Below are 23285 nucleotides of genomic sequence, written 5' to 3'. Positions count from 1 at the left end.
ACAATGGCCACGATCGCATTCATCGGTCTCGGCAACATGGGGGGCCCGATGGCCGCCAATCTGGTCAAGGCGAGCCACAAGGTGGTGGCGTTCGACCTCGTCGAGGCCTCCCGCAATCAGGCCAGGGCCGACGGCGCCAGCATTGCCGACAGCGCCGCGGGCGCGGTGAAGGGCGCCGATGTCGTCGTCACCATGCTCCCCGCAGGCAAGCACGTGCTTGGCGTCTGGAACGAGGTCGTTCCAGCCATGACCAAGGGCGCGCTGATCATCGATAGCTCCACCATCGACGTCGAAAGCGCACGGCAGGCGCATGCGCTGGCCGCCAAGCACGGCGTGCTCTCGGTCGATGCGCCGGTCTCCGGCGGGACCGGCGGCGCCAAGGGCGCGACGCTCACCTTCATGTGCGGCGGCGAGGAGAAGGCGTTCGCAGCCGCCAAGCCGGTGCTCGAAAGCATGGGCAAGAAGATCGTGCATTGCGGCGGCGCCGGCGCAGGGCAGGCCGCAAAAATCTGCAACAACATGATCCTCGGCATTTCCATGATCGCGGTGAGCGAGGCCTTCGCGCTCGGTGAAAAGCTTGGGCTCTCGCACCAGGCGCTGTTCGACGTCGCCTCGACCTCGTCCGGCCAGTGCTGGTCGCTGACGACCTATTGCCCGGTGCCGGGCCCGGTGCCGACCTCGCCGGCGAACAACGACTACAAGCCGGGCTTTGCTTCTGCGCTGATGGTGAAGGATCTGACGCTGGCGCAGGACGCCGCGAAGGCTGCGGGCGCGGCGACGCCGCTCGGCAAGCATGCGCAGGAGATCTATCAGTCTTTCGACGCAGCCGGGCAGGGCGGGGTGGATTTTTCCGGAATTATCAAGCACGTTAGGAGTCTGGCCGGGAAAGCTTGATGACGACGACATTCCAGGAAGCGCGCGCGTTTCTGCTAAAGCACCGCACGGAATACGAGGCGGCGGTCAAAGGATTCCGCTGGCCCGATCCGGTTCCCTTCAACTGGGCGCTCGACTGGTTCGACGCCGAGCTGGCCGTAAATGCGGACAGCAGGGACCGTCCCGCGCTCTGGATTGTCGATGCCGCACAGGACAAGCAGACAAAACTGTCCTTCGCGGCGCTCTCGAAGCGCTCGAACCAGGTCGCCAACTTCCTCCGCGCGCAGGGCCTCAAGCGCGGCGACCACCTTTTGCTGCTGCTCGGCAACGTGGTTCCGTTGTGGGAGACGATGCTGGCGGCGATGAAGTTCGGCGTCGTCGTGATTCCAGCGACGACGCTGCTCACCGCCGACGAGCTGCGCGACCGGCTCGACCGCGGCAAGGCGAAAGTGGTGGTCGCCGCCGAGGATCAGGTCACAAAATTCGCGAGCCTTGGCGCCGAGAATGTCGTGCGCATCGTGGTCGGCGCGGCTTCCAACGGCTGGCTGGCCTATGACGAGGCGGCCAAAATGCCGGAGGGCTTCACGCCGGACGGTCCGACCAACGCCGACGACCCGATGCTGCTCTATTTCACCTCGGGCACGACGGCAAAACCAAAGCTGGTGCGGCACAGCCAGCGCAGCTATCCGGTCGGCCATCTCTCGACCATGTACTGGATCGGGCTGAAGCCCGGCGACGTCCACCTCAACATCTCATCGCCCGGTTGGGCCAAGCACGCCTGGAGCTGCTTTTTCGCGCCGTGGAATGCGGGCGCGACCGTGTTCGTGGTGAACCAGCCGCGCTTCGATGCCAAGGCGCTGCTCGCCACCATCGGCCGCTGCGGCGTCACCACGCTGTGTGCGCCGCCGACCGTTTGGCGGCTGTTCATCCAGGAGAACCTTGCATCGTTCAAGGTGGCCTTGCGCGAGGTTTGCGGCGCCGGCGAACCGTTGAACCCCGAGGTGATCGATCAGGTGCGGGCGGCCTGGGGCCTCACGATCCGCGACGGATACGGCCAGACCGAAACCACGGCGCTCGCCGGCAACTCGCCGGGCCAGAAGATCAAGGTCGGCTCGATGGGCCGACCGCTGCCGGGCTACCGCCTCCAGATCAGCGACGCCGATGGGAACCCGGCGAAGGAAGGCGAGGTCACGCTGGTGCTCGGGACTGAGCGCCCGGCCGGCCTGATGCAGGGCTATCAAAGTGATGACGGCAAACTGTCCGGCGCAGAGGGCGAGCTCTATCGCAGCGGCGATGTCGTGTTCGAGGACGACGAGGGCTATCTCACCTTCGTCGGCCGGTCCGACGACGTGTTCAAGTCGTCGGATTACCGCATCAGTCCGTTCGAGCTCGAGAGCGTGCTGCTGGAGCATGAGCTGGTCGCGGAAGCCGCGGTGGTGCCGAGCCCGGATCCGTTCCGGCTCGCCATTCCCAAGGCCTTCGTGCTGCTGACGTCGGGCGCGGAGCGTTCACCCGAGACCGCGTTCTCCATCTTCAAACATCTCCATGCGCGCCTCGCACCATTCAAGCGCATCCGCCGTCTCGAAATCGTCACCGAGCTGCCGAAGACGATCTCTGGAAAAATCCGTCGCGTCCAGCTACGACGGCTGGAACGCGACAATGATCGCGACGATCCGCTGCGCGGCCGGGAATTCCGCGAGGAAGAGTTTCCGGAGCTGGCAAAGACACGGAGCGAGACCTAAGTGAACGAAGTCTGGAAGAAGCCGCCGATTACGCTTCAGGCCTATCAGGCCATGGTCGGCAAGGAGATCGGCGTGTCCTCGTGGCACCTGATCGACCAGCCCCGCATCGACACCTATGCCGACGTGATCGAGGATCACCAGTTCATCCATGTCGACCCTGAAAGAGCCAGGAAGGAAACCGCTTTCGGCGGCACCATCGCGCACGGCTTCCTGACGATGTCGCTGCTGTCGATCATGTCCTACGAGGTGATGCCGGTGATCGCGGGCACCACGATGGGCGTGAACTACGGCTTCGACAAACTGCGCTTCATCTCGCCGGTCCGCTCGGGCAAGCGCGTTCGCGGCCGCTTCGTGCTGGCGGAAGCGAAGCTCCGCAAGCCCAACGAGTTGCAGTCCCGCACCAACGTCACGGTCGAGATCGAAGGCGAGGACAAGCCCGCGCTGGTCGCGGATTGGCTCGGGTTGATCTATTTCGAGTAGTACTGCCGGGACTTGACCCGGTCTCCCATCGCTGCTCAAAAAGCGACCGAACGCGCGATCTCACCCTCTCCCCCTGTGGGAGAGGGTGGCTTCGCGGAGCGAAGCCGGGTGAGGGGTCCCTCTCCGCGGACTCGCCTGTGGAGATAACCCCTCATCCGGCGCTTCGCGCCACCTTCTCCTACAAGGGGAGAAGGAAGAAGAAGCAGGAACTGCAAAATGGCAATCAGGTTCGACGGACGCGTCGCCATCGTCACCGGCGCGGGCAATGGTCTTGGCAAGGCGCACGCGCTGGGATTGGCCAGCCGCGGCGCCAAGGTCGTGGTCAACGATTTCGGCGGCGCGCGTGACGGCAGCGGCGGCTCGCTATCACCGGCCGAAGCTGTGGTTGAGGAGATCCGCAAAGCCGGCGGCACCGCGATGGCCGACGGCGCGGACGTGTCGAATTTCGAGCAGGTCACCGCCATGGTCGAGCGCGCCACCAAGGAGTGGGGCAGCGTCGATCTCCTGTGCGCCAATGCCGGCATTTTGCGCGACAAGTCGTTCGGCAAGATGGAGGTGGCCGATTTCCAGAAGGTGCTCGACGTGCACCTCGTCGGTACCTTCTATTGCTGCAAGGCGGCCTGGGCCGGCATGCGCGACCGCAACTACGGCCGCATCGTGCTGACGACCTCGTCCTCCGGCCTCTACGGCAATTTCGGCCAGGCCAATTACGGCGCCGCAAAATCCGGCATGGTCGGCCTGATGAACGTGCTCGCGGAAGAGGGCCGCAAGAACAACATCCGCGTCAACATCGTCTCGCCGACGGCGGCGACCCGCATGACCGAAGAATTGCTCCCGCCACAGGCTCTGCAGTTGATGAAGCCGAACGCGATCACGCCGGCGGTCGAGTACATGCTCAGCGAGGACGCCCCGACCCGCACCATCATGGGCGCCGGGGCCGGCTCCTTCGCGGTGATCAAGATTCTCGAGAGCGAAGGCATCAACCTGCCGGAGTCCGAATGGACGCCCGATGCGGTCGCCGCGCATTTCGAAGAGATCAGCGACATGTCGAAGGCGAAAGCGTTGCAAGGCGCCTTCGAGCAGACTCAGAAATACGTCGCGCAGGCCGCGGCACGGGCGGGGATCAAGCTCTAGCCACGCCGTCATTCCCGGGTGATGCGAACGGCTGGCCCCGGACGTACCTTCCGTCATGGCCGGGCTTGTCCCGGCCATCCACGTTCTTGGCACCACGCGGGTGGCCTTCGTGGATGGCCGGGACAAGCCCGGCCATGACGACCCGTTCCTTGGCGTCCAGCTTGGCCTAAACTCCCGCCATGACCTCATCTGAACCCCAAGTCGCCATTGTCGGCGCCGGCCCCGCCGGGCTGATGGCGGCGGAGGTGCTGGCGCAGGGCGGTGCCCGCGTCACCGTCTATGACGCGATGCCGTCCGCAGGCCGCAAATTCCTGATGGCCGGCCGCGGTGGCCTCAATCTCACCCATAGCGAGCCGCTGCCGCAGTTCATGGCTCGCTATCGCGAGGCGGCACCGAGGCTGCAAGCGGCGATCGAGGCGTTCGCGCCGGACGCGCTGCGCGGCTGGAGCGAGGCGCTGGGCGAGGCGACCTTCGTCGGCACCAGCGGGCGGGTGTTCCCGAAAGCGTTCAAGGCGTCGCCCTTGCTGCGCGCGTGGCTGCGGCGGCTCGATGCCGCCGGCGTGCGCTTTGCGTTTCGTCATCGCTGGATTGGCTGGGACGAGCACGGCCGGTTGCTGTTTCGCACCGGCGACGGCGAACGGTCGATCGAGGCCAGGGCAGCGGTGCTCGCCCTCGGCGGCGCAAGCTGGCCGCGGCTCGGATCGGACGGCGGCTGGGTCGATCTTCTCGCCGCAAGGGGCATCGCCGTCTCGAAGCTGCGGCCGGCCAATTCCGGCTTCACGGTCGCATGGTCCGATGTGTTCCGCGACCGTTTCGAGGGCCAGCCGCTCAAGGGCGTGGCGCTGACGATTGGTGCGCACACGGTGCGCGGCGAAGCGATGATCACGCGCAGCGGCATCGAAGGCGGTGCGATCTACGCGCTCTCGGCCGAGCTGCGCGAGGCGGTGCTGGATCTCGGGCACGCAACGCTGATGATCGCGCTGCGGCCGGACCTTGCCGTCGCCGACCTGACAACGCGCCTGTCGGGCACGCGCGGCAAGCAATCGCTGGCGAACTTCCTGCGCAAGGCGGCGCAATTGTCGCCGGTCGGCATCGGCCTGATGCAGGAGGCGGCCATCGCATCCGGCAGGCCGCTGGCGTCGTTCTCACCGCCCGAGCTCGCGCACCTGATCAATGCCATTCCGCTTCGGGTCACCGGCGTCGCGCCGATCGATCGGGCGATCTCGACGGCGGGCGGGATCACCTTCGATGAGCTCGACGAACGCCTCATGCTGCGCAAATTGCCCGGCGTGTTCGCGGCCGGCGAGATGCTGGATTGGGAGGCGCCAACGGGCGGCTATCTGCTGCAGGCGTCCTTCGCGACCGGGGCTGCGGCGGGCAGGGGCGTGCTGGGCTGGTTCGCCCAACTGCAGAAATCGTAGGGTGGGCAAAGGCGCGAAGCACCGTGCCCACCATCTATCGCAGGCACGGCGAGAAAGTCGTGGGCACGCTTTGCTTTGCCCACCCTACGGCAGTGCGCTCCCTACCGCAGCTTCCCCCGCGCCGCGACCGGCAGCGTGCCGATGATCTCCTCGCCGCGCACCATCACCACCTCGTCCATCATGTTGACGACGACGCAGACATGGTTCGGCACGATGCGGACGACGTCGCCGACATTCGGCCGCGTGTTGCTGCGGGAAAGGTCGAGGAAGCCGTGCTCCTCGGCGAACTTTGCGATCTTGGCCTCGGGATGCTCCAGGATCAGGCCGTGGCCGTCGAGGCCGCCGGTATCCGACGTCAGCGTCTTCGAGCCGGCATCGAGGATGCCGCGCTCGGGCGCGGCGCGGCTCACCACGGTCGAATAGATGTGCAGCGCGCAATCGTCCCAGGTCGCCGAGCCTGCAGCGACCTGCATGCGGTCGTTGTAGATATAGGTGCCGAAGCGATGCTCGGTGCCGCCCTTGAGCTTGCCGAGATTGACGAGGTTCGGCGTGCCGCCGGTCGAAACGATCTTGGCGTCGAGCCCGTGCGCGCGCACGCCGGCCAGCGCCTCGTCATAGAACTTCTGTGCCTCAGCCCAGCCGGTCTCGGTCGGATACAGCATGAAGCCGGCGAACTCGAGCCCCTTGGAGGCTGCGATCTCACGCGCCAGCGCGATCGCCTCGGCCGGCGTCTCGACACCCGCACGCTTGCGGCCGGTGTCGCATTCGACGACGACCGAAAGGGGACGGCCGGATGCTGCGGCTGCCTTGGGCAACCCGGCGACGACGGTCGAATTGTCGGCCGCCACCGTCATGTTCGCCTTCGCCTGCAGCGCGCCGAGCCGCGCCATCTTCTCCTCGCCGAGCAGGTTGTAGCTGATCAGGATGTCGTCGATGCCGGCATTGGCCATGATCTCGGCTTCGCCCAGCTTCTGGCAGGTGATGCCCTTGGCGCCGGCCGCGACCTGCATCCTGGCGATGGTCGGGTTCTTGTGCGTCTTGATGTGCGGGCGGTTGGCGACGCCCGCGTCATCGCAGGCCTTCTGGATGCGCGCGATGTTGCGCTCGACCCGATCCATGTCGATGACGGCGCAGGGCGTGCCGTATTCGCGGGCGATCTTGGCGGCGAGGGGCGTGGTCATGGAGGTCCTTCAGTTGGCGCGTATTCTGATGGCAAAACCGGTACCCACTTTTGCGGATACGCGCTATGCCTGTTCAATCTCTTCGCGGAGCATTTCGAGTTCGAGCCAGCGCTCTTCGGCAGCAGACAATTCTTCATGCGCCTTGGCGATCGCGGCGGAGGTGTCGTCGAATTTCCTGCGATCCCTGGTGTAGAGATCGGGATCGTCGAGCACGCGCTGCAATCTTGCAATATCCGCCTGCAACGTCTCCATCTTCTTCGGCAGCGTTTCCAGCGCGTGCTTCTCGTTGAAGCTCAGCTTCCGTTTCGGCGCCGAAGCTGGGGCAGCGGAGCGCTCCTCTTTCTTCTCCGCCGGGGCTTGCGCCTTCGCCGTCTCTCGCTTGAGGTCGGCACCGCGCTGCGCCAGCATGTCGCTGTAGCCGCCGGCATATTCGACCCACTTGCCGTTGCCTTCGGGCGCGATCACGGAGGTGACGACGCGGTCGAGAAAATCGCGGTCGTGGCTGATCAGGATCACCGTGCCTTCGTAGTCGCCGAGCATCTCCTCGAGCACGTCGAGCGTCTCGAGATCGAGATCGTTGGTCGGCTCGTCCAGCACCAGGAGGTTCGACGGCTTTGCCAGCGCGCGCGCCAGCATCAGCCGGCCGCGTTCGCCGCCCGAGAGCACTTCGAGCGGCGTGCCGCGCTGCTCCTGCGCGAACAGAAAGTCCTTCATGTAGCCGACGACATGCTTCGGCTTGCCGCCCACCATGATCTGGTCGCCGCGGCCACCGGTCAGCGCTTCCGCCAGCGTCGACTTGGGATCGAGGCTTTCGCGGTGCTGGTCGAGCGTCGCCATCTCCAGATTGGCACCTAGCCGCACCGTACCGGAATCAGGTTGCATGCCGCCGGTGAGCAGGTTGACCAGCGTGGTCTTGCCGGCGCCGTTCGGGCCGATGATGCCGAGCCGGTCGCCGCGCTGGATGCGCGTTGAGAAATTCTCGACGATCTTGCGCTCGCCATAGGCCTTGGTGATGGATTTCGCCTCGATCACCAGCTTGCCGGATTGCTCGGCTTCGGCAGCCGCGAGATTGGCGCTGCCGGCGGTGCCGCGATAGTTGCGGCGCTGGTCGCGTAGCGTATGCAGATTGGCGAGCCGCTTGACGTTGCGCTTGCGGCGGCCGGAGACGCCGTGGCGCAGCCAGTGCTCCTCGTCGACGATCTTGCGGTCGAGCTTGTGCTGGTCGCGCTCTTCTTCCGCGAGCACTTCGTCGCGCCAGCTCTCGAACGAGGCAAAGCCGCGATCGATCTGCTTGATCCTGCCGCGGTCGAGCCAGGCGGTCGAGCGCGAGAGATTGGTGAGGAAGCGGCGGTCGTGGCTGATGATCACCAGCGCGCTGCGGCGGCTGTCGAGCTCCTTTTCCAGCCACTCGATGGTGGAGAGATCGAGATGGTTGGTGGGCTCGTCCAACAGCAGGATGTCGGGCGAGGGCGCGAGCACATACGCCAGCGCCGCGCGGCGGGCCTCGCCGCCGGAGAGATTGTGCGGGTCCTCGTTGCCGGTGAGGCCGAGCTGCTCCAGGAGATAACGCGCCTGGTAAGGATCGTCGCCAGGGGCAAGGCCGGACTCGACATAGGCAAGGATGGTCTTGTGCTCGCCAAAGTCGGGCTCCTGCGGCAGGTAACGAACCGTGGCGCCCGGCTGCACGAAGCGCGTGCCGGAATCGGGCTCGACCAGGCCGGCGGCGATCTTGAGCAGTGTCGATTTGCCGGAGCCGTTGCGGCCGATCAGGCAGACGCGTTCACCCGGCGCGACATTGAGCTCGACGCCGCTCAGGAGCGGCGTGCCGCCAAAGGTCAGCCTGATGTCCTTCAATTGGATCAGCGGCGGCGTCATGATCAGCCCCGACTCGTGGCGGCCGCATCAGTACGGCGGCGCTGGATCCGGCGCAGCGTCTGGTCGAGCGCCGAGAGGAAGGCGGAACGGTCACGCGGCGCGAACGATCGCGGTCCGCCGGTGACCTCGCCGGCCGAGCGCAGATCCGTCATGAGATTGCGCACTGCCAGCGTCATCCCGATCGACTCTTCGGTGAACGGCTTGCCGTTCGGCGCGATCACGTCGGCGCCCGCCTTCACGCACCGGCTCGCCAGCGGAATGTCCGACGTCACGACGACGTCGCCGGGCCTGGCGCGCTCCGCGATCCAGTCGTCCGCTGCGTCCATGCCGGCACCTGCGGCGATCCGCTCGATCAACGGGTCCTGCGGCACGCGAATGAAATTGCCGGCGACGACGCTCACGGGCACGCCGTGCCGGAGCGCGACACGGTAGATCTCGTCCTTCACCGGACAGGCGTCGGCGTCGACATAAATGCGGGTGGGGATGTCAGTCATTCGCCGCGTGGTACCCCATTCGAGCCCTAAAGGCGAGGGGATTGACCCTGGTTCCTCAGGCCCTACGATCGCTCCCGAACAACAAGAAAACAGGGAGGATGCCCATGCCGAACCGGCTCGAAACCTACCGCGTCGAGGCCTACAACACCGCCAAGCAGTCCGAAAACAAGATGCATGACGACACGGTGGCTCGCCGCTTCGGCTTTTCCGGCGGACTGGTCCCCGGCGTCGACGTGTTCGCATACATGATGCACGTGCCGATCGCGCGCTGGGGGCGCGATTTTCTGTCGCGCGGGCTGGTCGAGGCCCGCTTCATCAAGCCGGTCTATGACGGCGAAACCGCCGACGTCGATGCCACCGAGCACAACGGCCTGCTCACGATAGAGGTATTCAGCCGCACCGAGCTTTGCGCCACGGGGACGGCCTCGCTGCCGGCGAAGGCGCCTGCCGTGTCATTGAGCGACTATGTCGAGGTCCCCGCGGTTGCCGAGCGAAAGCCGGTCAGCCCGGCGACGTTCGAAGCAGGCAAATGGCTCGGCACGACGCCCCGACGCTGGGCCGGGCAGGACGCAACGGATTATCTCGCCGACATCAGGGAGACCGACCCGATCTTCACGCGCGAGGGGCTTGGCCATCCCGGCCTGATCCAGCGTGTCATGAACCGCGTCCTCGTCGACAACACCATTCTGGGGCCCTGGATTCATGTCGGCAGCCGCATGCAGTTGCTGTCCGCCGCACGCGCCGGCGACGAGATCACGGCACGGGCGAAGGTCACCGCCAACTACGAGAAGAAAGGCCATCGCTTCGTCGAGCTCGACGCCCTCGTCGTCGCCAACGGCACGACGCCGCTCGCGCACTGCCAGCACACCGCGATCTACCAGCCGCGAGAGCAGGCGGCGGCCTAGGGAACGGGGCACACCATCGCCACATCGTCATGCCCGGGCTTGTCCCGGGCATCCACGTTCTTCATGCCTCGTGGTAAGGCGTGGATGGCCGGGATAAGCCCGGCCATGACGACCGAAAAAGCGCGGCCCTTACGCCGCGTTCCTCCTGGCCTCCTGGATCGCGCGCCACACGCGCTCCGGCGTCAGCGGCATGTCGATATGCTTGATGCCGTACTCGGAGAGAGCATCGATCACCGCGTTCACCACCGTCGACAGGCTGCCGGCGCAGCCGGCCTCGCCGCAGCCCTTGCTGCCGAGCGGGTTGGTCGTGGCCGGCACCGGGTGGTCGCCGACCGCCATGTTCGGCACGTCCTCGGCGCGGGGCAGGGCGTAGTCCATCAGCGAGCCCGTGATCGGCTGGCCGCTCTCGTCGTAGCGGACGTGCTCCATCAGCGCCTGGCCGATGCCCTGGACCACGCCGCCATGGAGCTGGCCCGCGACCAGCATCGGGTTGATCACCGTGCCGAAATCGTTCACCGCGCTATAGCGCACGATCTGCGTCACGCCGGTCTCCGGATCGATCTCGACCTCGGCGACGTGGCAGCCGTTCGGGAAGGCGGACGGGACCGGCTCGCTGGTGTGGTCGACGTCGAGCGAGTCAGGCACGCCCTCCGGTACCTTGCCGTCGTGCAGCTTCTTGGCCAGCTCCATGATGTCGATGCTGCGGTCGGTGCCGGCGATGGTGAAGCTGCCATCGGCGAATTCGATGTCGGCTTCGGAGGCCTCCAGCATATGCGCGGCGGCGCGCTTGCCTTTCTCGATCACGAGCTTGGCGGCGCCCACGATCGCCATGCCGCTCGCGGTGATGGAGCGCGAGCCGCCGGTGCCGTTGCCGGTGTGGACGATGTCGCTGTCGCCCTGCACGAGCTTGACGCTCTCGAACGGGACGCCCAGCTGCTGGCACAGCACCTGCGCGAACGGAGTCGCATGACCCTGCCCGTAGTCGAGCGTGCCGGTGATGAGCTGCACGGTGCCGTCGGGATCGAACACGATCTTGCCGAGCTCGGGGCTTGGCGGCGCAGTGACCTCGAGATAGGAGCCGACCGCGATGCCGCGCAGCTTGCCGGCCTTCCTGCTCTCCTTCTTGCGCTTGGCGAAATTCTCGTGGTCGGAAATCTCGAGCGCCTTGTTGAACACGGCCTGGAAGTCGCCGCTGTCATAGGTGACGCCGGAGGAGGCCGGGAACGGAATCTGGTTCGGCTTGATGAAGTTGCGCCTGCGCAAGGTCAGCCGGTTGATGCCCATCTCGTCGGCGGCGCGGTCGATCAGCCGCTCCATGTAGTAGTTCGCCTCGGGCCGGCCGGCGCCGCGATAGGCGCCCATCAACGTGGTGTTGGTCAGCACCGTCTTGATGTCGACCGCCATCAGCGGCGTGCGATAGACGCTGGAGAAATTCTTGCCGGTGTTGAGCGAGAGCGGCCCCGGCGCGACGCCGGTGATGTAGGCGCCGAGATTGCCGTAACCGGACAGCTTCGCCGCCAGGAAATGCCCCTCGGCGTCGAGCGCGAGCTCGGCGTGGATCTTCTGTGCACGGCCGTGGCTGTCGGAGAGGAAGCTGGTGGAGCGCTCGTCAAGCCACTTCACCGGACGTCCCAGCGCCTTGGCCGCATACAGGATGCACATGTATTCGGGATAGTTGATGTTCTTCATGCCGAAGGAACCGCCGACATTGGCGGTGAGGATGCGCACCTTGTCGTTCGGCACGTTGAGGTTCTTGGCGAGATTGGCGCGGTTGCCGGCCACGCCTTGCGTCGGCACCTGAAGCGTGTAGCGCTCGGACTTCTTGTCGTAGGAGGCTAGGCCAACACGCGGCTCCATCGAAACCACGGCGACGCGGGTGTTCTCGATGTCGAGCTTTGTGACATGGGCCGCGCTGGCAAAGGCCGCGTTGACCTTGTCCATGTCGCCATAATGGTAGTCGAGCGCGACGTTATCAGGGATGTGGTCGTAAAGCTGCGGCGCGCCGGGCTTGGCGGCTTCCTCGGGATCGGTCACCGCGGGCAGCGGCTCGATGTCGAGCTCGACCGCCTCGGCGGCGTCGCGCGCCTGCGCCAGCGTCTCCGCCACCACGAAGGCGACGGGATCGCCGACGAATCGGACCTTGTCGGTCGCGAGCGGCTGGCGGTTGGTCTGGAGCAGGGGCGTGCCGTCGCGGCTCTTCAGCGGCAGGCCGCAGGTGAAGGGGCCGTAGCCGGCGGCATCGAGATCCTTGCCGGTCCACACCCCCAGCACGCCCGGCATCGCCTTGGCGGCCTCGCTGTTGATGCCGCGGATGATGCCATGGGCATGGGTGGAGCGGACGATCACGGCATAGGCCTGGCCGGGCAGGTTGAAATCGTCGGTGTAGCGGCCCTTGCCGCGCACCAGCGTGTCGTCCTCCTTGCGGCGAACCGGTTGCCCGACGCCGTATTTTTGCAGTGCAATAGCGTTCTCGAGCGTGGACGATTTGGTGTGTTCTTGCATGGAATTGACCTGAAAAGCCGGCATTTGCGCATTTTCGCGGCAGCGGGAGACCGGACTCTCCTCAGATAACCCACCACCCCGTTCACGACAACGCACGAATGGGCATGGTCCCATGTGATGCGTTGTTGCGCAGGCCTGCCGCGCTGCTAATGTTTCAGGCGAAAAATCAATTCCAGACCGGCCCGACCGGCCGCGGAAAGACAATTTGTATGAATGACCACACGCGGCTCCGCGCCGGCCATGGGCCGCACGGCGAGCTGGAGGGGTCGATGGCGGCGGTCGCGTTGGCCGCCGATCCGGCCATTGGCGCGCAAGCGCCGGGAACCGGCGTCTATGCGGCGCTGGACCTCGGCACCAACAATTGCAGGCTGCTGATCGCCTGTCCGACCCACGACGGGTTTCGCGTGGTCGATTCCTTCTCGCGCATCATCCGGCTCGGCGAGGGCGTCTCCGCGACCGGGTGCATCAGCGAGGCCGCGATCGAGCGCGCCATCGCGGCGCTCAGCATTTGCCGCGACAAGATCAATCTGCGGAAGGCGCGGCGGCTGCGGCTGATCGCGACCGAAGCCTGCCGCGCCGCCTCGAACGCGGAAGGTTTCCGCAGCCGCGTCGCGGCCGAGACCGGGATCGAGCTCGAGGTGATCGACCGCGAGACCGAGGCCTCGCTCGCCGTGCTCGGCTGCTCGCCGCTGGTCGACCCCAGAGGACGCGGCGCGATCCTGTTCGACATTGGCGGCGGCTCGACCGAGCTGGTGCGGATCGAGCGCGATCCCGCAAATCCGCAGCCGCGCATCAAGGCCTGGATGTCGATCCCGTACGGTGTGGTCACGCTCGCCGAGCAGTTCGGCGGCCGCGACGTGACGCCCGGGATCTATGCCGCGATGGAGCGCGAGGTCGCAAACCATGTCGCCCCGTTCGCTGAGGAGCACGGCCGCGATCTCACCGACATGCACCTGCTCGGCACGTCCGGCACGGTGACGACGCTCGCCGGAATCCATCTCAACCTGCCGCGCTACGACCGCCGCCGTATCGACAGCATCTGGATGAACGATCCGGACATCACCGCGACCATCAGCAGGCTGCTCGGCATGAGCTACGAGGAGCGCGCGAACAACAGCTGCATCAGCGTCGAGCGCGCCGACCTCGTGCTGGCCGGCTGCGCCATCCTCGATGCCATCCGCCGCGCCTTTCCGCTGCCGCGCCTGCGCGTCGCCGACCGCGGCCTGCGCGAGGGCATGCTGGTCGAGATGATGCGCGAGGACGGCGCGCTCAGGAGCTGGTGAGATGGCGAAAGACACCACCGGCCGCTTGCACGTCCAGGTCAAGACCGGCGGCAAGCGCAAATTGTCGTCCAAGCTCTGGCTGGAGCGGCAGCTCAACGATCCCTATGTCGCGAAAGCCAAGGCGGCAGGTTATCGCTCGCGCGCGGCCTTCAAGCTCTTGGAGATCGATGACAAGTATCGGCTGTTGAAACCCGGCATGGCCGTGGTCGACCTCGGCGCCGCGCCCGGCGGCTGGAGCCAGATCGCCGCCAAGCGCGTCGGCTCCGCGGAAGGCAAGGGCAGGGTCGTCGCGATCGACCTGCTGGAGATGCCCGAGATCCCCGGCGTCGATTTCGCGCAGCTCGACTTCATGGACCATGACGCGCCGGAAAAGCTCACCGCGATGCTCGGCGGCAAGGCGGACGTCGTGATGTCCGACATGGCCGCCAACACCACCGGCCACCGCAAGACCGACCAGCTCCGCATCGTCGGCCTGGTCGAGACGGCCGCTGCGTTTGCCTGCGACGTGCTCAAGCCCGGCGGCACGTTCCTCGCAAAGACGTTCCAGAGCGGTGCCGACGCCGAGCTGCTGTCCCAGCTCAAGCGCGACTTTGCGACGGTGCGCCATGTGAAACCGGCCGCGAGCCGGCAGGATTCCTCGGAGCGCTACGTGCTGGCGACGGGATTTCGGGCCGGGACCTGAGCCAATCTCGATGTCGTCCCGGACAAGCGTAACTCCATGCAACGCGAAGCGTTGCCTGGAGCGGAGCGCCGATCCGGGACCCATACCCACAGGGAGGAGTTTGGCGAAAACTCGGAGTGGGAGCCTCGCACTTCGACTCCTTCCTGTGGTTACGGGTCCTGCGTTCGCAGGGACGACACTGAATGCGTGGCGTCATTCGTCGCCAATCACCCCAGCCGCTGATCCCGCACGTCCTGCGTATCCTCGCTTGCCGCCTTGACGGCGGCTTTCGCCGCGCCTTTGCCCGCGCCCTTGCGGCTCGCGATCTCCACGGCCTTGCGGCCGGAGATCTCGTTGCCGGCGTCGGCGGGCATCTGCCAGAAGAACCAGCTCGACGCCGCCGAGGTCAGCGCCACCACGACGAAGGCCGGCGCGAATACGGTCGCGTTGAGCTCGCTGACATGGCTGAACCACATCGTGGTCTCGACACAGGCCGCGCCGACGGCGACGCCGGCCGAGACCGCGAGCTGCTGGTTGACGCTGACGAGGGTGGTGGCACGGCTCATCTGCGCGGTCTCGACCTCGGCATAGGCGACCGTGTTGATCGCGGTGAACTCCAGCGAGCGGAAGAAGCCGCCGACCACCAGGATGACCATGATGATCAGCAGCGGCGTCGACACCGTGAACAGCGCGCAGACGCCGAGGAAGAACGCGCTGACGATCGCGTTCACCGTCATCAGATTGCGGAAGCCGAAGGTGCGGATGATGCGCGCGGCCAGCGTCTTCATGCCCATCGCGCCGAGCGAGGAGGCGAAGGTGACGAGGCCGGAATGGAACGGCGTCAGCCCGAAGCCGATCTGCATCAGGAGCGGCAGCAGGAAAGGCAGCGCGCCGATGCCGAGGCGGAACAGGAAGCCGCCGAACACGGCCGCGCGCAGCGTCGGCAGCTTCAGAAGCGAGAAATCCAGCACCGGCGACCCCGTGCGCCGGGCATGGATGACGTAGAGCGTCATCGAGATCGCACCGCCCGCGATCAAGGCGGCAACGGTGCTCCACGGCAGCAGATTGAGGCCGGCAACCGACAGGCCGAAGGCGATGCCTGCGAGTCCCAGCCCAGCGAGCACCATGCCGTAGAGATCGAACGGCTCGCGTTCCTCGCTCTTGATCGGGTCGATGAAGCGCAAGGCCATGAAGATGCCGAGGAGCCCGATCGGGATGTTGATCAGGAAGATCCAGTGCCAGGACGCGTAGGTGGTGATGAAGCCGCCGAGCGGCGGGCCGATCACGGGGCCTATGAGGGCAGGGACCGTCACCCAGGCCATGGCATTGACCAGCGCGCTCTTGTCGACCGAGCGCAGCAGCACGAGGCGTCCGACCGGCGTCATCATCGCGCCGCCCATGCCTTGCAGGATGCGCGCGAAGACAAAGTCGGTGACCGAGGTCGAGAGCGCGCAGCCGACCGAGCCGACCATGAACACCCCGACCGCGATCGCGAACACCATGCGCGCGCCGAACCGGTCGGCGGTCCAGCCGCTCGCCGGAATGAACACCGCCAGCGACAGCAGATAGGAGGTGATCGCGAGCTTCAGCGTCAGCGGGCTGGTGCCGATGTCGGCCGCGATCGCCGGCAGGGAGGTGGCGATCACCGTCGAGTCCATGTTCTCCATGAAGAGAGCAGTAGCCACGATCAGCGGAATGACGCGTTGTTTGTCGACCATGACGGATTGGTAATGAAATCGGGAGACAGGATGGAGTTGCGGCTTATGATCGCCACCAGGCGGAGACCATTGCGGATCGACGCATGGCACCTAAATCCCGCGTAACAACGGTGTGACCCTGCGTCTCCGTCATTCCGGGGCGCGCCGCTTGGCGCGAGCCCGGAATCCATTGGGCCGCGGGACCTGTCGGGGTGGGCCGCGCACGGGCTATCCCCGCCGAATTTACGTAAAAAGCCTGTGCATGGCTGGCCGGCGGCCCGAATTGCTTTGATTCGTCACGCGGCCGTGCTATCGACCCGCGTCAACCCCACCGATGGGCTCCGATTCTCCGGCGATGCCGCAAGGTACGCCGAGGGCGGCGCTCATCCATAAGCATTTGCGGCAGGGCCGCAGGAAGGAGTTGGCAGATGGCCACGGTGCAACTTCAAGGCATCCGCGAAGCCCTTACGTTCGACGACGTGCTGTTGAAGCCGGGCCTGTCCGACGTCATGCCGGGCGAGGTCGACATCCGTTCCCGCGTCACCCGCGCCATTCCGCTCAACATTCCGATCATGGCCTCCGCCATGGACACGGTCACCGAGGCCCGCATGGCGATCGCCATGGCCCAGGCCGGCGGTCTCGGCGTCATCCACCGCAATTTCGATCCCGAGGGGCAGGCTGCCCAGGTGCGACAGGTCAAGCGCTACGAGTCCGGCATGGTGGTGAACCCGCTCACCATCAGCCCCGAGGCCACGCTCGACGACGCGCTGAAGCTGATGAGCGATCACGGCATCTCCGGCATTCCCGTCGTCACCGGCGCGGGCAAGTCCACGCCCGGCAAGCTGGTCGGCATTCTCACCAACCGTGACGTGCGGTTTGCGACCAATCGCCAGCAAAAAATCTCCGAGCTGATGACGCACGAAAACCTCGTCACGGTCCGTGAGAATGTCAGCCAGGACGAGGCGCGGCGGATGCTGCACCAGCACCGCATCGAGAAGCTGCTCGTCGTCGACGAGCAATATCGCTGCGTCGGTCTCATCACCGTGAAGGACATGGAGAAGGCGGTCGCCCATCCGCTCGCCTGCAAGGACGCGCAAGGGCGCCTGCGCGTCGCTGCGGCTACCACCGTCGGCGATACCGGCTTCGAGCGCACCGAGCGCCTGATCGATGCCGGCGTCGACCTCGTCGTCGTCGACACTGCGCATGGCCATTCCCGTCACGTGCTGCACGCGGTGAATCGCATCAAGCGCCTGTCCAACTCGGTGCAGGTGGTCGCCGGCAACGTCGCCACCACCGAAGGCGCGCAGGCGCTGATCGACGCGGGCGCGGATTGCATCAAGGTCGGCATCGGCCCGGGCTCGATCTGCACCACCCGCATCGTCGCCGGTGTCGGCGTTCCCCAGCTCACCGCGATCATGGATGCGGTGGAAGCGGCGAAGAAGTCCGACATCCCGGTCATCGCCGACGGCGGCATCAAATACTCCGGCGACCTTGCGAAGGCGCTTGCCGCCGGTGCCGACATCGCCATGGTGGGCTCGCTGCTCGCCGGCACCGACGAGACGCCCGGAGAAGTGTTCTTGTGGCAGGGTCGTTCCTATAAGGCCTATCGCGGCATGGGCTCGGTCGGCGCGATGGCGCGCGGATCGGCCGACCGCTATTTCCAGCAGGACATCAAGGACACGCTCAAGCTCGTGCCTGAGGGCATCGAGGGCCAGGTGCCCTACAAGGGCGCGGTCGGCCACGTCATGCACCAGCTTGCCGGCGGCCTGCGCGCCGCGATGGGCTATGTCGGCGCACGCGACATGAAGGAGCTGCACGAGAAGGCCCAGTTCGTCCGCATCACCGGTGCCGGCCTGCGCGAGAGCCACGTCCATGACGTGACGATCACGCGCGAGAGCCCGAATTATCCGGGCGGGGGTTAGTTCTCGGTTTCGTGCCCCGGGCGCTGCGCAGCACCTCTTCGGTGATGCGCCGCAGAGCCGGGCGGGGCCCACGCCTCCGCGTCCTGCCGTGTTGCGTTCCGGGTCCCGGCTCTGCGCAGCAACGTTTCACGTTGCTGCGCGTCCGGGACACGAGAGCTGTGTACGTCTCTACATAACCGCTCCATCGCTTTTATATTGACGCGCTTCTCTCCCTCCGCTTCGCTCGCGCCGACAAAGCAATCCGGAGGAAGTCATGTCCCAAGGCAAACGCATCGTTCTCGCCGCACGTCCAGCCGGCGAACCCAAGCCGTCCGATTTTCGCCTGGAGGAATTTGCCGTTCCGACACCCGGACCGGGTGAAGTCCTGCTGCGCACGATCTGGCTGTCGCTCGATCCCTATATGCGCGGGCGCATGAGCGAGGGGCCGTCCTACGCAGCACCAGTGCCGATCGGCGGGGTGATGGAAGGCGAGGCGGTCAGCGAGGTCGCGGCCTCCAACAATCCCGATTTCGCGGTCGGCGACATCGTGCGCATCCGCTCCGGCTGGCAGACGCATGCGATCTCGAACGGCAAGGGCCTGATCAAGGTCGATCCCAAGCTCGGGCCGATCTCGACCTCGATCGGCGTGCTCGGCATGCCCGGCATGACGGCCTACACGGGCCTGCTCGACATCGGCAAGCCGCAACCCGGCGAGACCGTCGTCGTTGCCGGTGCTTCCGGCGCGGTCGGCTCGGCCGTCGGCCAGATCGCCAGGATCAAGGGCGCACGCGCGGTCGGCATCGCCGGCGGCAAGGACAAGTGCGACTACGTCGTCAAGGAACTCGGCTTCGATGCCTGTATCGATCACCGCGATCCCGATCTCGCCGCCAGGCTCAAGGAGGCCTGCCCGAAGGGGATCGACGTCTATTTCGAGAATGTCGGCGGCGCCGTGTTCGAAGCTGTGTTCCCGCTGCTCAATCCATTCGCGCGCGTGCCCGTCTGCGGCCTGATCGCCCATTACAACGACACCGAGGCCAAGCCGCCGAAATGGGCCGGCGCGATGATGCGCAATATCCTCACCAAGCGGCTGACCTTCCGCGGCTTCATCGTTTCCGACTTCGCCGCACGCCATGGCGACTTCCTGCGGGACATGTCCGCCTGGGTTCGCGACGGCAAGGTCAAGTACAAGGAATTCGTCACCGAGGGCCTGGAGAGTGCGCCCGGCGCCTTCATGGGCCTCCTGAAGGGCGCCAATTTCGGCAAGCAGCTGGTGCGGGTGGGACCGGACAAGGCCTGAGCCGCCGCTTCCGGCCCCCGTAGGGGGCGGAATGGTTAAGAAAGAGTCACCGATCGGCCACACCTGCTGGCAAAAGCCGCAGGTGTGTGCGCCGGTTGATTGACGGGCCGACGAAGGCATTGAATCATCGCGGATATTTTAGGTGCTGCGATGTTAGAGATTGGTATTTTGTGCGTCATTGTCCTGGCGGCCGGCTATTGGGCGACCATGTTCGTCATGGGCCGCCGCGACGACGTCATCCATGGAAAGTTCGTCCACGTCGACGAAGAGCGGGATTTTGCGCAGGCCGTGATGCCGGTGCCGCCACCGCCATTCCCGAGGCGTCCGGTCAAGGTTGCGCAAACTGCCGGGCAACCGCCTGCCCATGATCCGGCGGCCAAGCCGGTGAACAGCGAGGCGCTGCAATCCTTGCTCGCCGCGATCCAGCAGGATCTCAAGAGCGTCGCCTGAGAACCGATCGCGAGCTAATGCTCGCCGCCCATCTGGACGAGCAGCTCCTCGATGTCGACGTCCACTTGGCCCGCCGCGCGGACGTGACGAACCTCGAGACTGTCGGGCTGGAAGCGGTATTCGACGAGCCCGACTTCCTTGCTCGCGATCCGGTCCTGGCGCTGATCGTTGATGACGAAACCGGCCGACGGCGCCCAGACGTGGCGGGTGCGGCGCCAGGTGAAATCGCGGCGCTGGTGCACATGACCGCTGGCGATGAGACGCAGGTCGATAGTCCCGAACATCTCGATCAGCCGCGCCCGCGCCGGCTGCGGCACATAGCGGATCGAGGTCTCCGGCGTCTCGGGGTCTTCAGGCAGGTTGAGAAACAGCGGCTTGTGCAGGAACAGCGCGACCGGCCTGCCGTTCGCGTGCGATAGCTCGGAGGCGAGCCAGTCGAACTGCTCGGCCTCGAAGGCGAGTCCCGAATTCATCACCAGCGAGTTGAGGCCGATGAAGCGCCAGCCCGCGGCGTCGAACGACCAATGGTCTTCGCCGATGATGTCGCAAAATTGCTGGCGGTGAGCCGGGCTGACCGGCGGCTTCGGCGCCGGCCCGATCGCGGTCGGATTGTCGCCGATGTCGTGATTGCCGGGCAGGTAGCGGCAGGCGACGGGCAGGGCGTCATGCAGGCCTTTCGCGAATTCGGCGTCGTCGCGGCTGGACGGCCCGTCGAACGAGACGTCGCCGGTGTTGACGACGAGATCGGGCCTGCCGGCGTCGATGTGCTCGCTGACGCGGTGGAAGTTGGCGATCAGGCCCGGGAAAGCGCCGGCCGAGATGGGTGTCGGAAATCTGGGTCAGGCGAAATTCGGGCATGCGATGATCCTACCCGTCGTCGCGCGTCGGAACGATGACGGCGCGGGCATGGATCGCAACGAACTAAGTTTAAAGCACGCGGTAGCGGATGGTGTAGCCGTCCTGCGGGGCGACGGGGCCGGCGAGCGGCGAGGCGATGCGGTCGGCGAGATGCCAGGGGCCGAACTGCTCGGAGCGACGCGGCTCGGCCGGCAGACGGAGGCGGAACTCGAAGGTGCCCTTGCCTGGCAGGATCACGACCAGAACGCGGTCCGCGGTGCGGTGATTGAGCACCACTGCGCCGCGCAGCACCGCCCGCCCGTCCGAGAGGTCGCGCACCCCGTCGACCAGCGCCAGCGTCTGGTTGCGGTCGGTGTGCAGCTCGATCTGGGTGTCGGCGGTCACCGCCGTCAGCATCTCCCGGGGCATGCGGATCTCGAACGCGACCGCGGGCTTGGACGGATTGAGGCCGAGATAGGCAAGCGCAGCATGGCGCATGTCGTAGGCGGCAAAGGCGAACAGGGCGAGCGCGGCGAAGGCAGCAAGGCCGTGACGGGCCACGTCGCGCCAAGTGCGATAGCTCGAGCGGAGGTACACTGTCATCGCCAGCGCGACCGCGAGCGCCATCGCGATACCTGACAGCGCCGACATCAGGATGCTGAGCCTGCCGTCGGCGGATTCGGTGAAGAGGTTGGACAAGGTCGTCATGGCGCTATCTTGCTTCGGGCCCAAGGGGCCGAAATCGCTTTAGCTGTCGATGGTTGGTCGCAAGGCCGGGAACGCCGGTTCAAGTCGTTCATTGTCAGCGGCAAAAGTCGCGGCTAATGACGGTACGCGGCATTTCGCCTCTCGGGAAAGTTCCGATGTCCGTTCAAATGGTTTTGCTGCCGGTCTTCGTGCAGGTCGCTCTCACCTTCGCGCTCTTGATCGGCATGGTCGTCGCGCGCCGCAAGACGCTGGTCTCCGGCGAAACCAGGATTCGCGACATTGCGCTGGGCGAGCCGAACTGGCCGAAGGGCGCCACACAAATCGCCAATTGCTACCGCAACCAGTTCGAGCTGCCGGTGCTGTTCTACGTCCTGATCGCGCTGGCATTGCCCTTGCGCCGCGCCGATCTCTTCATCGTGCTGATGTCCTGGGTGTTCGTCGTGGCGCGCTTTGCCCATGCCGGGATCTTCGTGAGCTATGGCTGATTTTGGGTGACGCGGCCTGATCAGGCGGCGTGGCTTTCAGTGTTCGGAATGACTTCGATTCCGTCGATGAACTTTACACCGGCGATGACTTTCGGCAACTGGTTCGTGCTCTTCAATCGCCGCCAGGTCTTCGATGCGGCGTCGATGAGCTTGAACACCATCAGCTTCGCAGTTTGTTGCGACAGCGATCCCTTGGTCCGCACCGTTCGGTGGCGCACCGTGGCGAAGACGCTCTCGATCGGGTTCGAGCTGCGTAGGTGGATCCAGTGCTCAGCAGGGAAGTCGAAGAAGGCGAGCAGCGCATGGCGATCCTTGATCAGGCACTCCACCGCACGTCCGTATTTGACGTGGTATTTCTCGACGAAGACGTCGATCGCGGTTTCAGCTTCGGCCCGGTGTGGGGCCAGATAGATGTTCCGCAGGTCGTTCTTCATGGGGCCCTGCACGGATTTGGCGACCTTGTCGAGTACGTTGCTCACTTTATGGCACCAGCATCGTTGGTGCCGCGTGCCGGGAAAGGCCTCGTCCAGTGCCTTCCAGAAGCCGAGGGCGCCGTCGCCGATGGCGAGTTGCGGGGCAATCCGTAACCCGCGTTGCCGCAGGTCGATCAGGAGTTCGCGCCAGCTCTGCGCGCTCTCGCGCACGCCGACCTGGAAGCCGATCAGCTCCTTCTTGCCTTCCGGCGTGGTGCCAATCAGCACCAGCATGCATTCGCTGTGATCTTCCATGCGGGCCTGCAGGTACACGCCATCGGCCCAGATGTAGACATAGCGACGCGCCGACAGATCGCGTCTCTGCCAGCGTTCGTACTCGACCTGCCAATCGGCCTTCAGGCCGGCGATCACCGAAGGCGACAGGTTCGGCGCATCCTTGCCGAGCAGCGCCGAGAGCGCCTCCTGGAAGTCGCCGGTCGAGATGCCGCGCAAATAGAGGACCGGGATCAAGGCATCCAGGCTCTTCGTCCGCCGCGCCCATAGCGGCAGGATTGCCGAACTGAAGCGGAGGCGGTCGCCTGGCCCGCTCGCTCCGCGGTCGCGGACCTTGGGACGAGCGACCTCCACCGGACCGATGCCGGTCGCAATCTCGCGCACCGGACCGTGCCCATGTCGGACCAGGCGCGCTCGACCGTCGGGCAGCGTCAGATTGGCCGTGCTGGCCAGAAACGCGCCAACCTCGATCTCGATCGCCCTGGCAAGCAGGTCCCGCGCGCCGGCACGAACGATATCGGTCAGTGGATCATCAACCGCGGACGGCTGACGGAAAGCAAGAACATTGGTAGTCTCGGTCATGGCGTATCGCTCTCCTCGAGAGGTTCTGGCAGGCTCGTCACCCGCCTCGATACGCCGCCTTCCTCACACC

19 protein-coding genes and 1 pseudogene are annotated in these 23285 nt (G+C 65.9%); 12 read left to right on the top strand and 8 right to left on the bottom strand.

Annotated features, from left to right (window positions below; all coding sequences use genetic code 11):
* The first annotated feature begins 3 nt into the window (after positions 1–3).
* The 5 genes from mmsB (at position 4) to ABIF91_RS39545 (ending at position 5650) form a co-directional block, all read left to right on the top strand.
* A complete protein-coding gene (gene mmsB, locus ABIF91_RS39565) occupies positions 4–894 on the top strand; it encodes a 3-hydroxyisobutyrate dehydrogenase (protein WP_028178434.1) in 891 nt (296 codons plus the stop codon).
* Complete coding sequence (locus ABIF91_RS39560; RefSeq protein ID WP_424579735.1) at positions 894–2615, top strand: AMP-binding protein; 1722 nt, start codon at positions 894–896, stop codon at positions 2613–2615. The genes mmsB and ABIF91_RS39560 overlap by 1 nt, the downstream gene beginning before the upstream one ends.
* Entirely contained in the window at positions 2616–3095 is a 480-nt protein-coding gene (locus ABIF91_RS39555; protein ID WP_028178436.1) for a MaoC family dehydratase, read from the top strand.
* A 216-nt stretch (positions 3096–3311) separates the two neighbouring features.
* Positions 3312–4229, top strand: coding sequence for an SDR family NAD(P)-dependent oxidoreductase (locus tag ABIF91_RS39550; RefSeq protein ID WP_028178437.1), 918 nt, complete (start codon positions 3312–3314; stop codon positions 4227–4229).
* A gap of 179 nt (positions 4230–4408) precedes the next feature.
* Positions 4409–5650, top strand: coding sequence for an NAD(P)/FAD-dependent oxidoreductase (locus tag ABIF91_RS39545; RefSeq protein ID WP_028178438.1), 1242 nt, complete (start codon positions 4409–4411; stop codon positions 5648–5650).
* 101 nt (positions 5651–5751) lie between these two features.
* Here the strand turns inward: ABIF91_RS39545 and ABIF91_RS39540 are convergent, their stop codons facing one another.
* The 3 genes from ABIF91_RS39540 to ABIF91_RS39530 all read right to left on the bottom strand — a co-directional run bounded on the left by ABIF91_RS39540 (position 5752) and on the right by ABIF91_RS39530 (position 9200).
* The gene (locus ABIF91_RS39540) at positions 5752–6831 is read right to left on the bottom strand and encodes a D-TA family PLP-dependent enzyme (RefSeq protein WP_028178439.1); all 1080 of its coding nucleotides are present in this window, start codon (positions 6829–6831) and stop codon (positions 5752–5754) included.
* A gap of 63 nt (positions 6832–6894) precedes the next feature.
* The gene (locus ABIF91_RS39535; protein WP_028178440.1) at positions 6895–8706 is read right to left on the bottom strand and encodes an ABC-F family ATP-binding cassette domain-containing protein; all 1812 of its coding nucleotides are present in this window, start codon (positions 8704–8706) and stop codon (positions 6895–6897) included.
* Positions 8707–8708: 2 nt separating this feature from the next.
* A complete protein-coding gene (locus tag ABIF91_RS39530; protein WP_028178441.1) occupies positions 8709–9200 on the bottom strand; it encodes a YaiI/YqxD family protein in 492 nt (163 codons plus the stop codon).
* 104 nt (positions 9201–9304) lie between these two features.
* On the opposite strand from ABIF91_RS39530, the gene ABIF91_RS39525 reads away from it, so the two are divergent.
* Positions 9305–10105, top strand: a complete 801-nt coding sequence (locus tag ABIF91_RS39525; protein ID WP_028178442.1) for a hypothetical protein — start codon at positions 9305–9307, stop codon at positions 10103–10105.
* Between the two features lie 129 nt (positions 10106–10234).
* Here ABIF91_RS39525 and ABIF91_RS39520 read toward each other — a convergent pair whose 3' ends face one another.
* Positions 10235–12607: a xanthine dehydrogenase family protein molybdopterin-binding subunit gene (locus ABIF91_RS39520; protein ID WP_028178443.1), complete on the bottom strand. Its 2373-nt coding sequence runs from the start codon at positions 12605–12607 to the stop codon at positions 10235–10237.
* 209 nt (positions 12608–12816) lie between these two features.
* On the opposite strand from ABIF91_RS39520, the gene ABIF91_RS39515 reads away from it, so the two are divergent.
* Together ABIF91_RS39515 and ABIF91_RS39510 are read left to right on the top strand one after the other, a co-directional pair.
* Complete coding sequence (locus ABIF91_RS39515; protein ID WP_028178444.1) at positions 12817–13890, top strand: Ppx/GppA phosphatase family protein; 1074 nt, start codon at positions 12817–12819, stop codon at positions 13888–13890.
* A 1-nt stretch (position 13891) separates the two neighbouring features.
* A complete protein-coding gene (locus ABIF91_RS39510) occupies positions 13892–14572 on the top strand; it encodes an RlmE family RNA methyltransferase (RefSeq protein WP_028178445.1) in 681 nt (226 codons plus the stop codon).
* A 206-nt stretch (positions 14573–14778) separates the two neighbouring features.
* Here the strand turns inward: ABIF91_RS39510 and ABIF91_RS39505 are convergent, their stop codons facing one another.
* A complete protein-coding gene (locus tag ABIF91_RS39505) occupies positions 14779–16269 on the bottom strand; it encodes an MFS transporter (protein ID WP_035675453.1) in 1491 nt (496 codons plus the stop codon).
* Positions 16270–16676: 407 nt separating this feature from the next.
* Between ABIF91_RS39505 and guaB the strand changes: the two genes are divergently transcribed.
* The 3 genes from guaB to ABIF91_RS39490 all read left to right on the top strand — a co-directional run bounded on the left by guaB (position 16677) and on the right by ABIF91_RS39490 (position 19896).
* Positions 16677–18170, top strand: coding sequence for an IMP dehydrogenase (gene guaB, locus ABIF91_RS39500; protein WP_028178447.1), 1494 nt, complete (start codon positions 16677–16679; stop codon positions 18168–18170).
* A 253-nt stretch (positions 18171–18423) separates the two neighbouring features.
* Positions 18424–19446 (top strand): NADP-dependent oxidoreductase, encoded by a 1023-nt coding sequence (locus ABIF91_RS39495; protein WP_028178448.1) that lies wholly within the window; start codon positions 18424–18426, stop codon positions 19444–19446.
* Positions 19447–19596: 150 nt separating this feature from the next.
* Positions 19597–19896: a hypothetical protein gene (locus tag ABIF91_RS39490; RefSeq protein ID WP_028178449.1), complete on the top strand. Its 300-nt coding sequence runs from the start codon at positions 19597–19599 to the stop codon at positions 19894–19896.
* A 14-nt stretch (positions 19897–19910) separates the two neighbouring features.
* On the opposite strand, the gene ABIF91_RS39485 is transcribed toward ABIF91_RS39490, so the two are convergent.
* Both ABIF91_RS39485 and ABIF91_RS39480 read right to left on the bottom strand, forming a co-directional pair.
* A complete protein-coding gene (locus ABIF91_RS39485; RefSeq protein ID WP_424579856.1) occupies positions 19911–20660 on the bottom strand; it encodes a metallophosphoesterase family protein in 750 nt (249 codons plus the stop codon).
* Positions 20661–20823: 163 nt separating this feature from the next.
* Positions 20824–21441 (bottom strand): hypothetical protein, encoded by a 618-nt coding sequence (locus ABIF91_RS39480; RefSeq protein ID WP_028178451.1) that lies wholly within the window; start codon positions 21439–21441, stop codon positions 20824–20826.
* Positions 21442–21596: 155 nt separating this feature from the next.
* On the opposite strand from ABIF91_RS39480, the pseudogene ABIF91_RS39475 reads away from it, so the two are divergent.
* A pseudogene (locus tag ABIF91_RS39475) lies at positions 21597–21917 on the top strand (MAPEG family protein); the annotation flags it as partial.
* 29 nt (positions 21918–21946) lie between these two features.
* Here ABIF91_RS39475 and ABIF91_RS39470 read toward each other — a convergent pair.
* Entirely contained in the window at positions 21947–23215 is a 1269-nt protein-coding gene (locus ABIF91_RS39470) for an IS256 family transposase (RefSeq protein ID WP_038952271.1), read from the bottom strand.
* Positions 23216–23285 lie beyond the last annotated feature (70 nt).

It is taken from the genome of Bradyrhizobium sp. USDA 241 (genome assembly GCF_049739505.1).
GTDB classification, from domain to species: domain Bacteria; phylum Pseudomonadota; class Alphaproteobacteria; order Rhizobiales; family Xanthobacteraceae; genus Bradyrhizobium; species Bradyrhizobium liaoningense.
The sequence above is the reverse complement of the archived record's forward strand: the minus strand, read 5'-3'. Positions and strand labels throughout refer to the sequence as shown.

What these genes read in the sequence shown, in the direction of transcription:
- ABIF91_RS39540 (WP_028178439.1), bottom strand. Translation starts at nt 6,831, where the DNA reads ATGACCACGCCCCTCGCCGCCAAGATCGCCCGCGAATACGGCACGCCC.
- ABIF91_RS39495 (WP_028178448.1), top strand. Translation starts at nt 18,424, where the DNA reads ATGTCCCAAGGCAAACGCATCGTTCTCGCCGCACGTCCAGCCGGCGAA.
- ABIF91_RS39505 (WP_035675453.1), bottom strand. Translation starts at nt 16,269, where the DNA reads ATGGTCGACAAACAACGCGTCATTCCGCTGATCGTGGCTACTGCTCTC.
- ABIF91_RS39515 (WP_028178444.1), top strand. Translation starts at nt 12,817, where the DNA reads ATGAATGACCACACGCGGCTCCGCGCCGGCCATGGGCCGCACGGCGAG.
- ABIF91_RS39520 (WP_028178443.1), bottom strand. Translation starts at nt 12,607, where the DNA reads ATGCAAGAACACACCAAATCGTCCACGCTCGAGAACGCTATTGCACTG.
- ABIF91_RS39560 (WP_424579735.1), top strand. Translation starts at nt 894, where the DNA reads ATGACGACGACATTCCAGGAAGCGCGCGCGTTTCTGCTAAAGCACCGC.
- ABIF91_RS39545 (WP_028178438.1), top strand. Translation starts at nt 4,409, where the DNA reads ATGACCTCATCTGAACCCCAAGTCGCCATTGTCGGCGCCGGCCCCGCC.
- mmsB (WP_028178434.1), top strand. Translation starts at nt 4, where the DNA reads ATGGCCACGATCGCATTCATCGGTCTCGGCAACATGGGGGGCCCGATG.
- ABIF91_RS39525 (WP_028178442.1), top strand. Translation starts at nt 9,305, where the DNA reads ATGCCGAACCGGCTCGAAACCTACCGCGTCGAGGCCTACAACACCGCC.
- ABIF91_RS39550 (WP_028178437.1), top strand. Translation starts at nt 3,312, where the DNA reads ATGGCAATCAGGTTCGACGGACGCGTCGCCATCGTCACCGGCGCGGGC.
- ABIF91_RS39530 (WP_028178441.1), bottom strand. Translation starts at nt 9,200, where the DNA reads ATGACTGACATCCCCACCCGCATTTATGTCGACGCCGACGCCTGTCCG.
- ABIF91_RS39510 (WP_028178445.1), top strand. Translation starts at nt 13,892, where the DNA reads ATGGCGAAAGACACCACCGGCCGCTTGCACGTCCAGGTCAAGACCGGC.
- ABIF91_RS39490 (WP_028178449.1), top strand. Translation starts at nt 19,597, where the DNA reads ATGTTAGAGATTGGTATTTTGTGCGTCATTGTCCTGGCGGCCGGCTAT.
- guaB (WP_028178447.1), top strand. Translation starts at nt 16,677, where the DNA reads ATGGCCACGGTGCAACTTCAAGGCATCCGCGAAGCCCTTACGTTCGAC.
- ABIF91_RS39535 (WP_028178440.1), bottom strand. Translation starts at nt 8,706, where the DNA reads ATGACGCCGCCGCTGATCCAATTGAAGGACATCAGGCTGACCTTTGGC.
- ABIF91_RS39480 (WP_028178451.1), bottom strand. Translation starts at nt 21,441, where the DNA reads ATGACGACCTTGTCCAACCTCTTCACCGAATCCGCCGACGGCAGGCTC.
- ABIF91_RS39470 (WP_038952271.1), bottom strand. Translation starts at nt 23,215, where the DNA reads ATGACCGAGACTACCAATGTTCTTGCTTTCCGTCAGCCGTCCGCGGTT.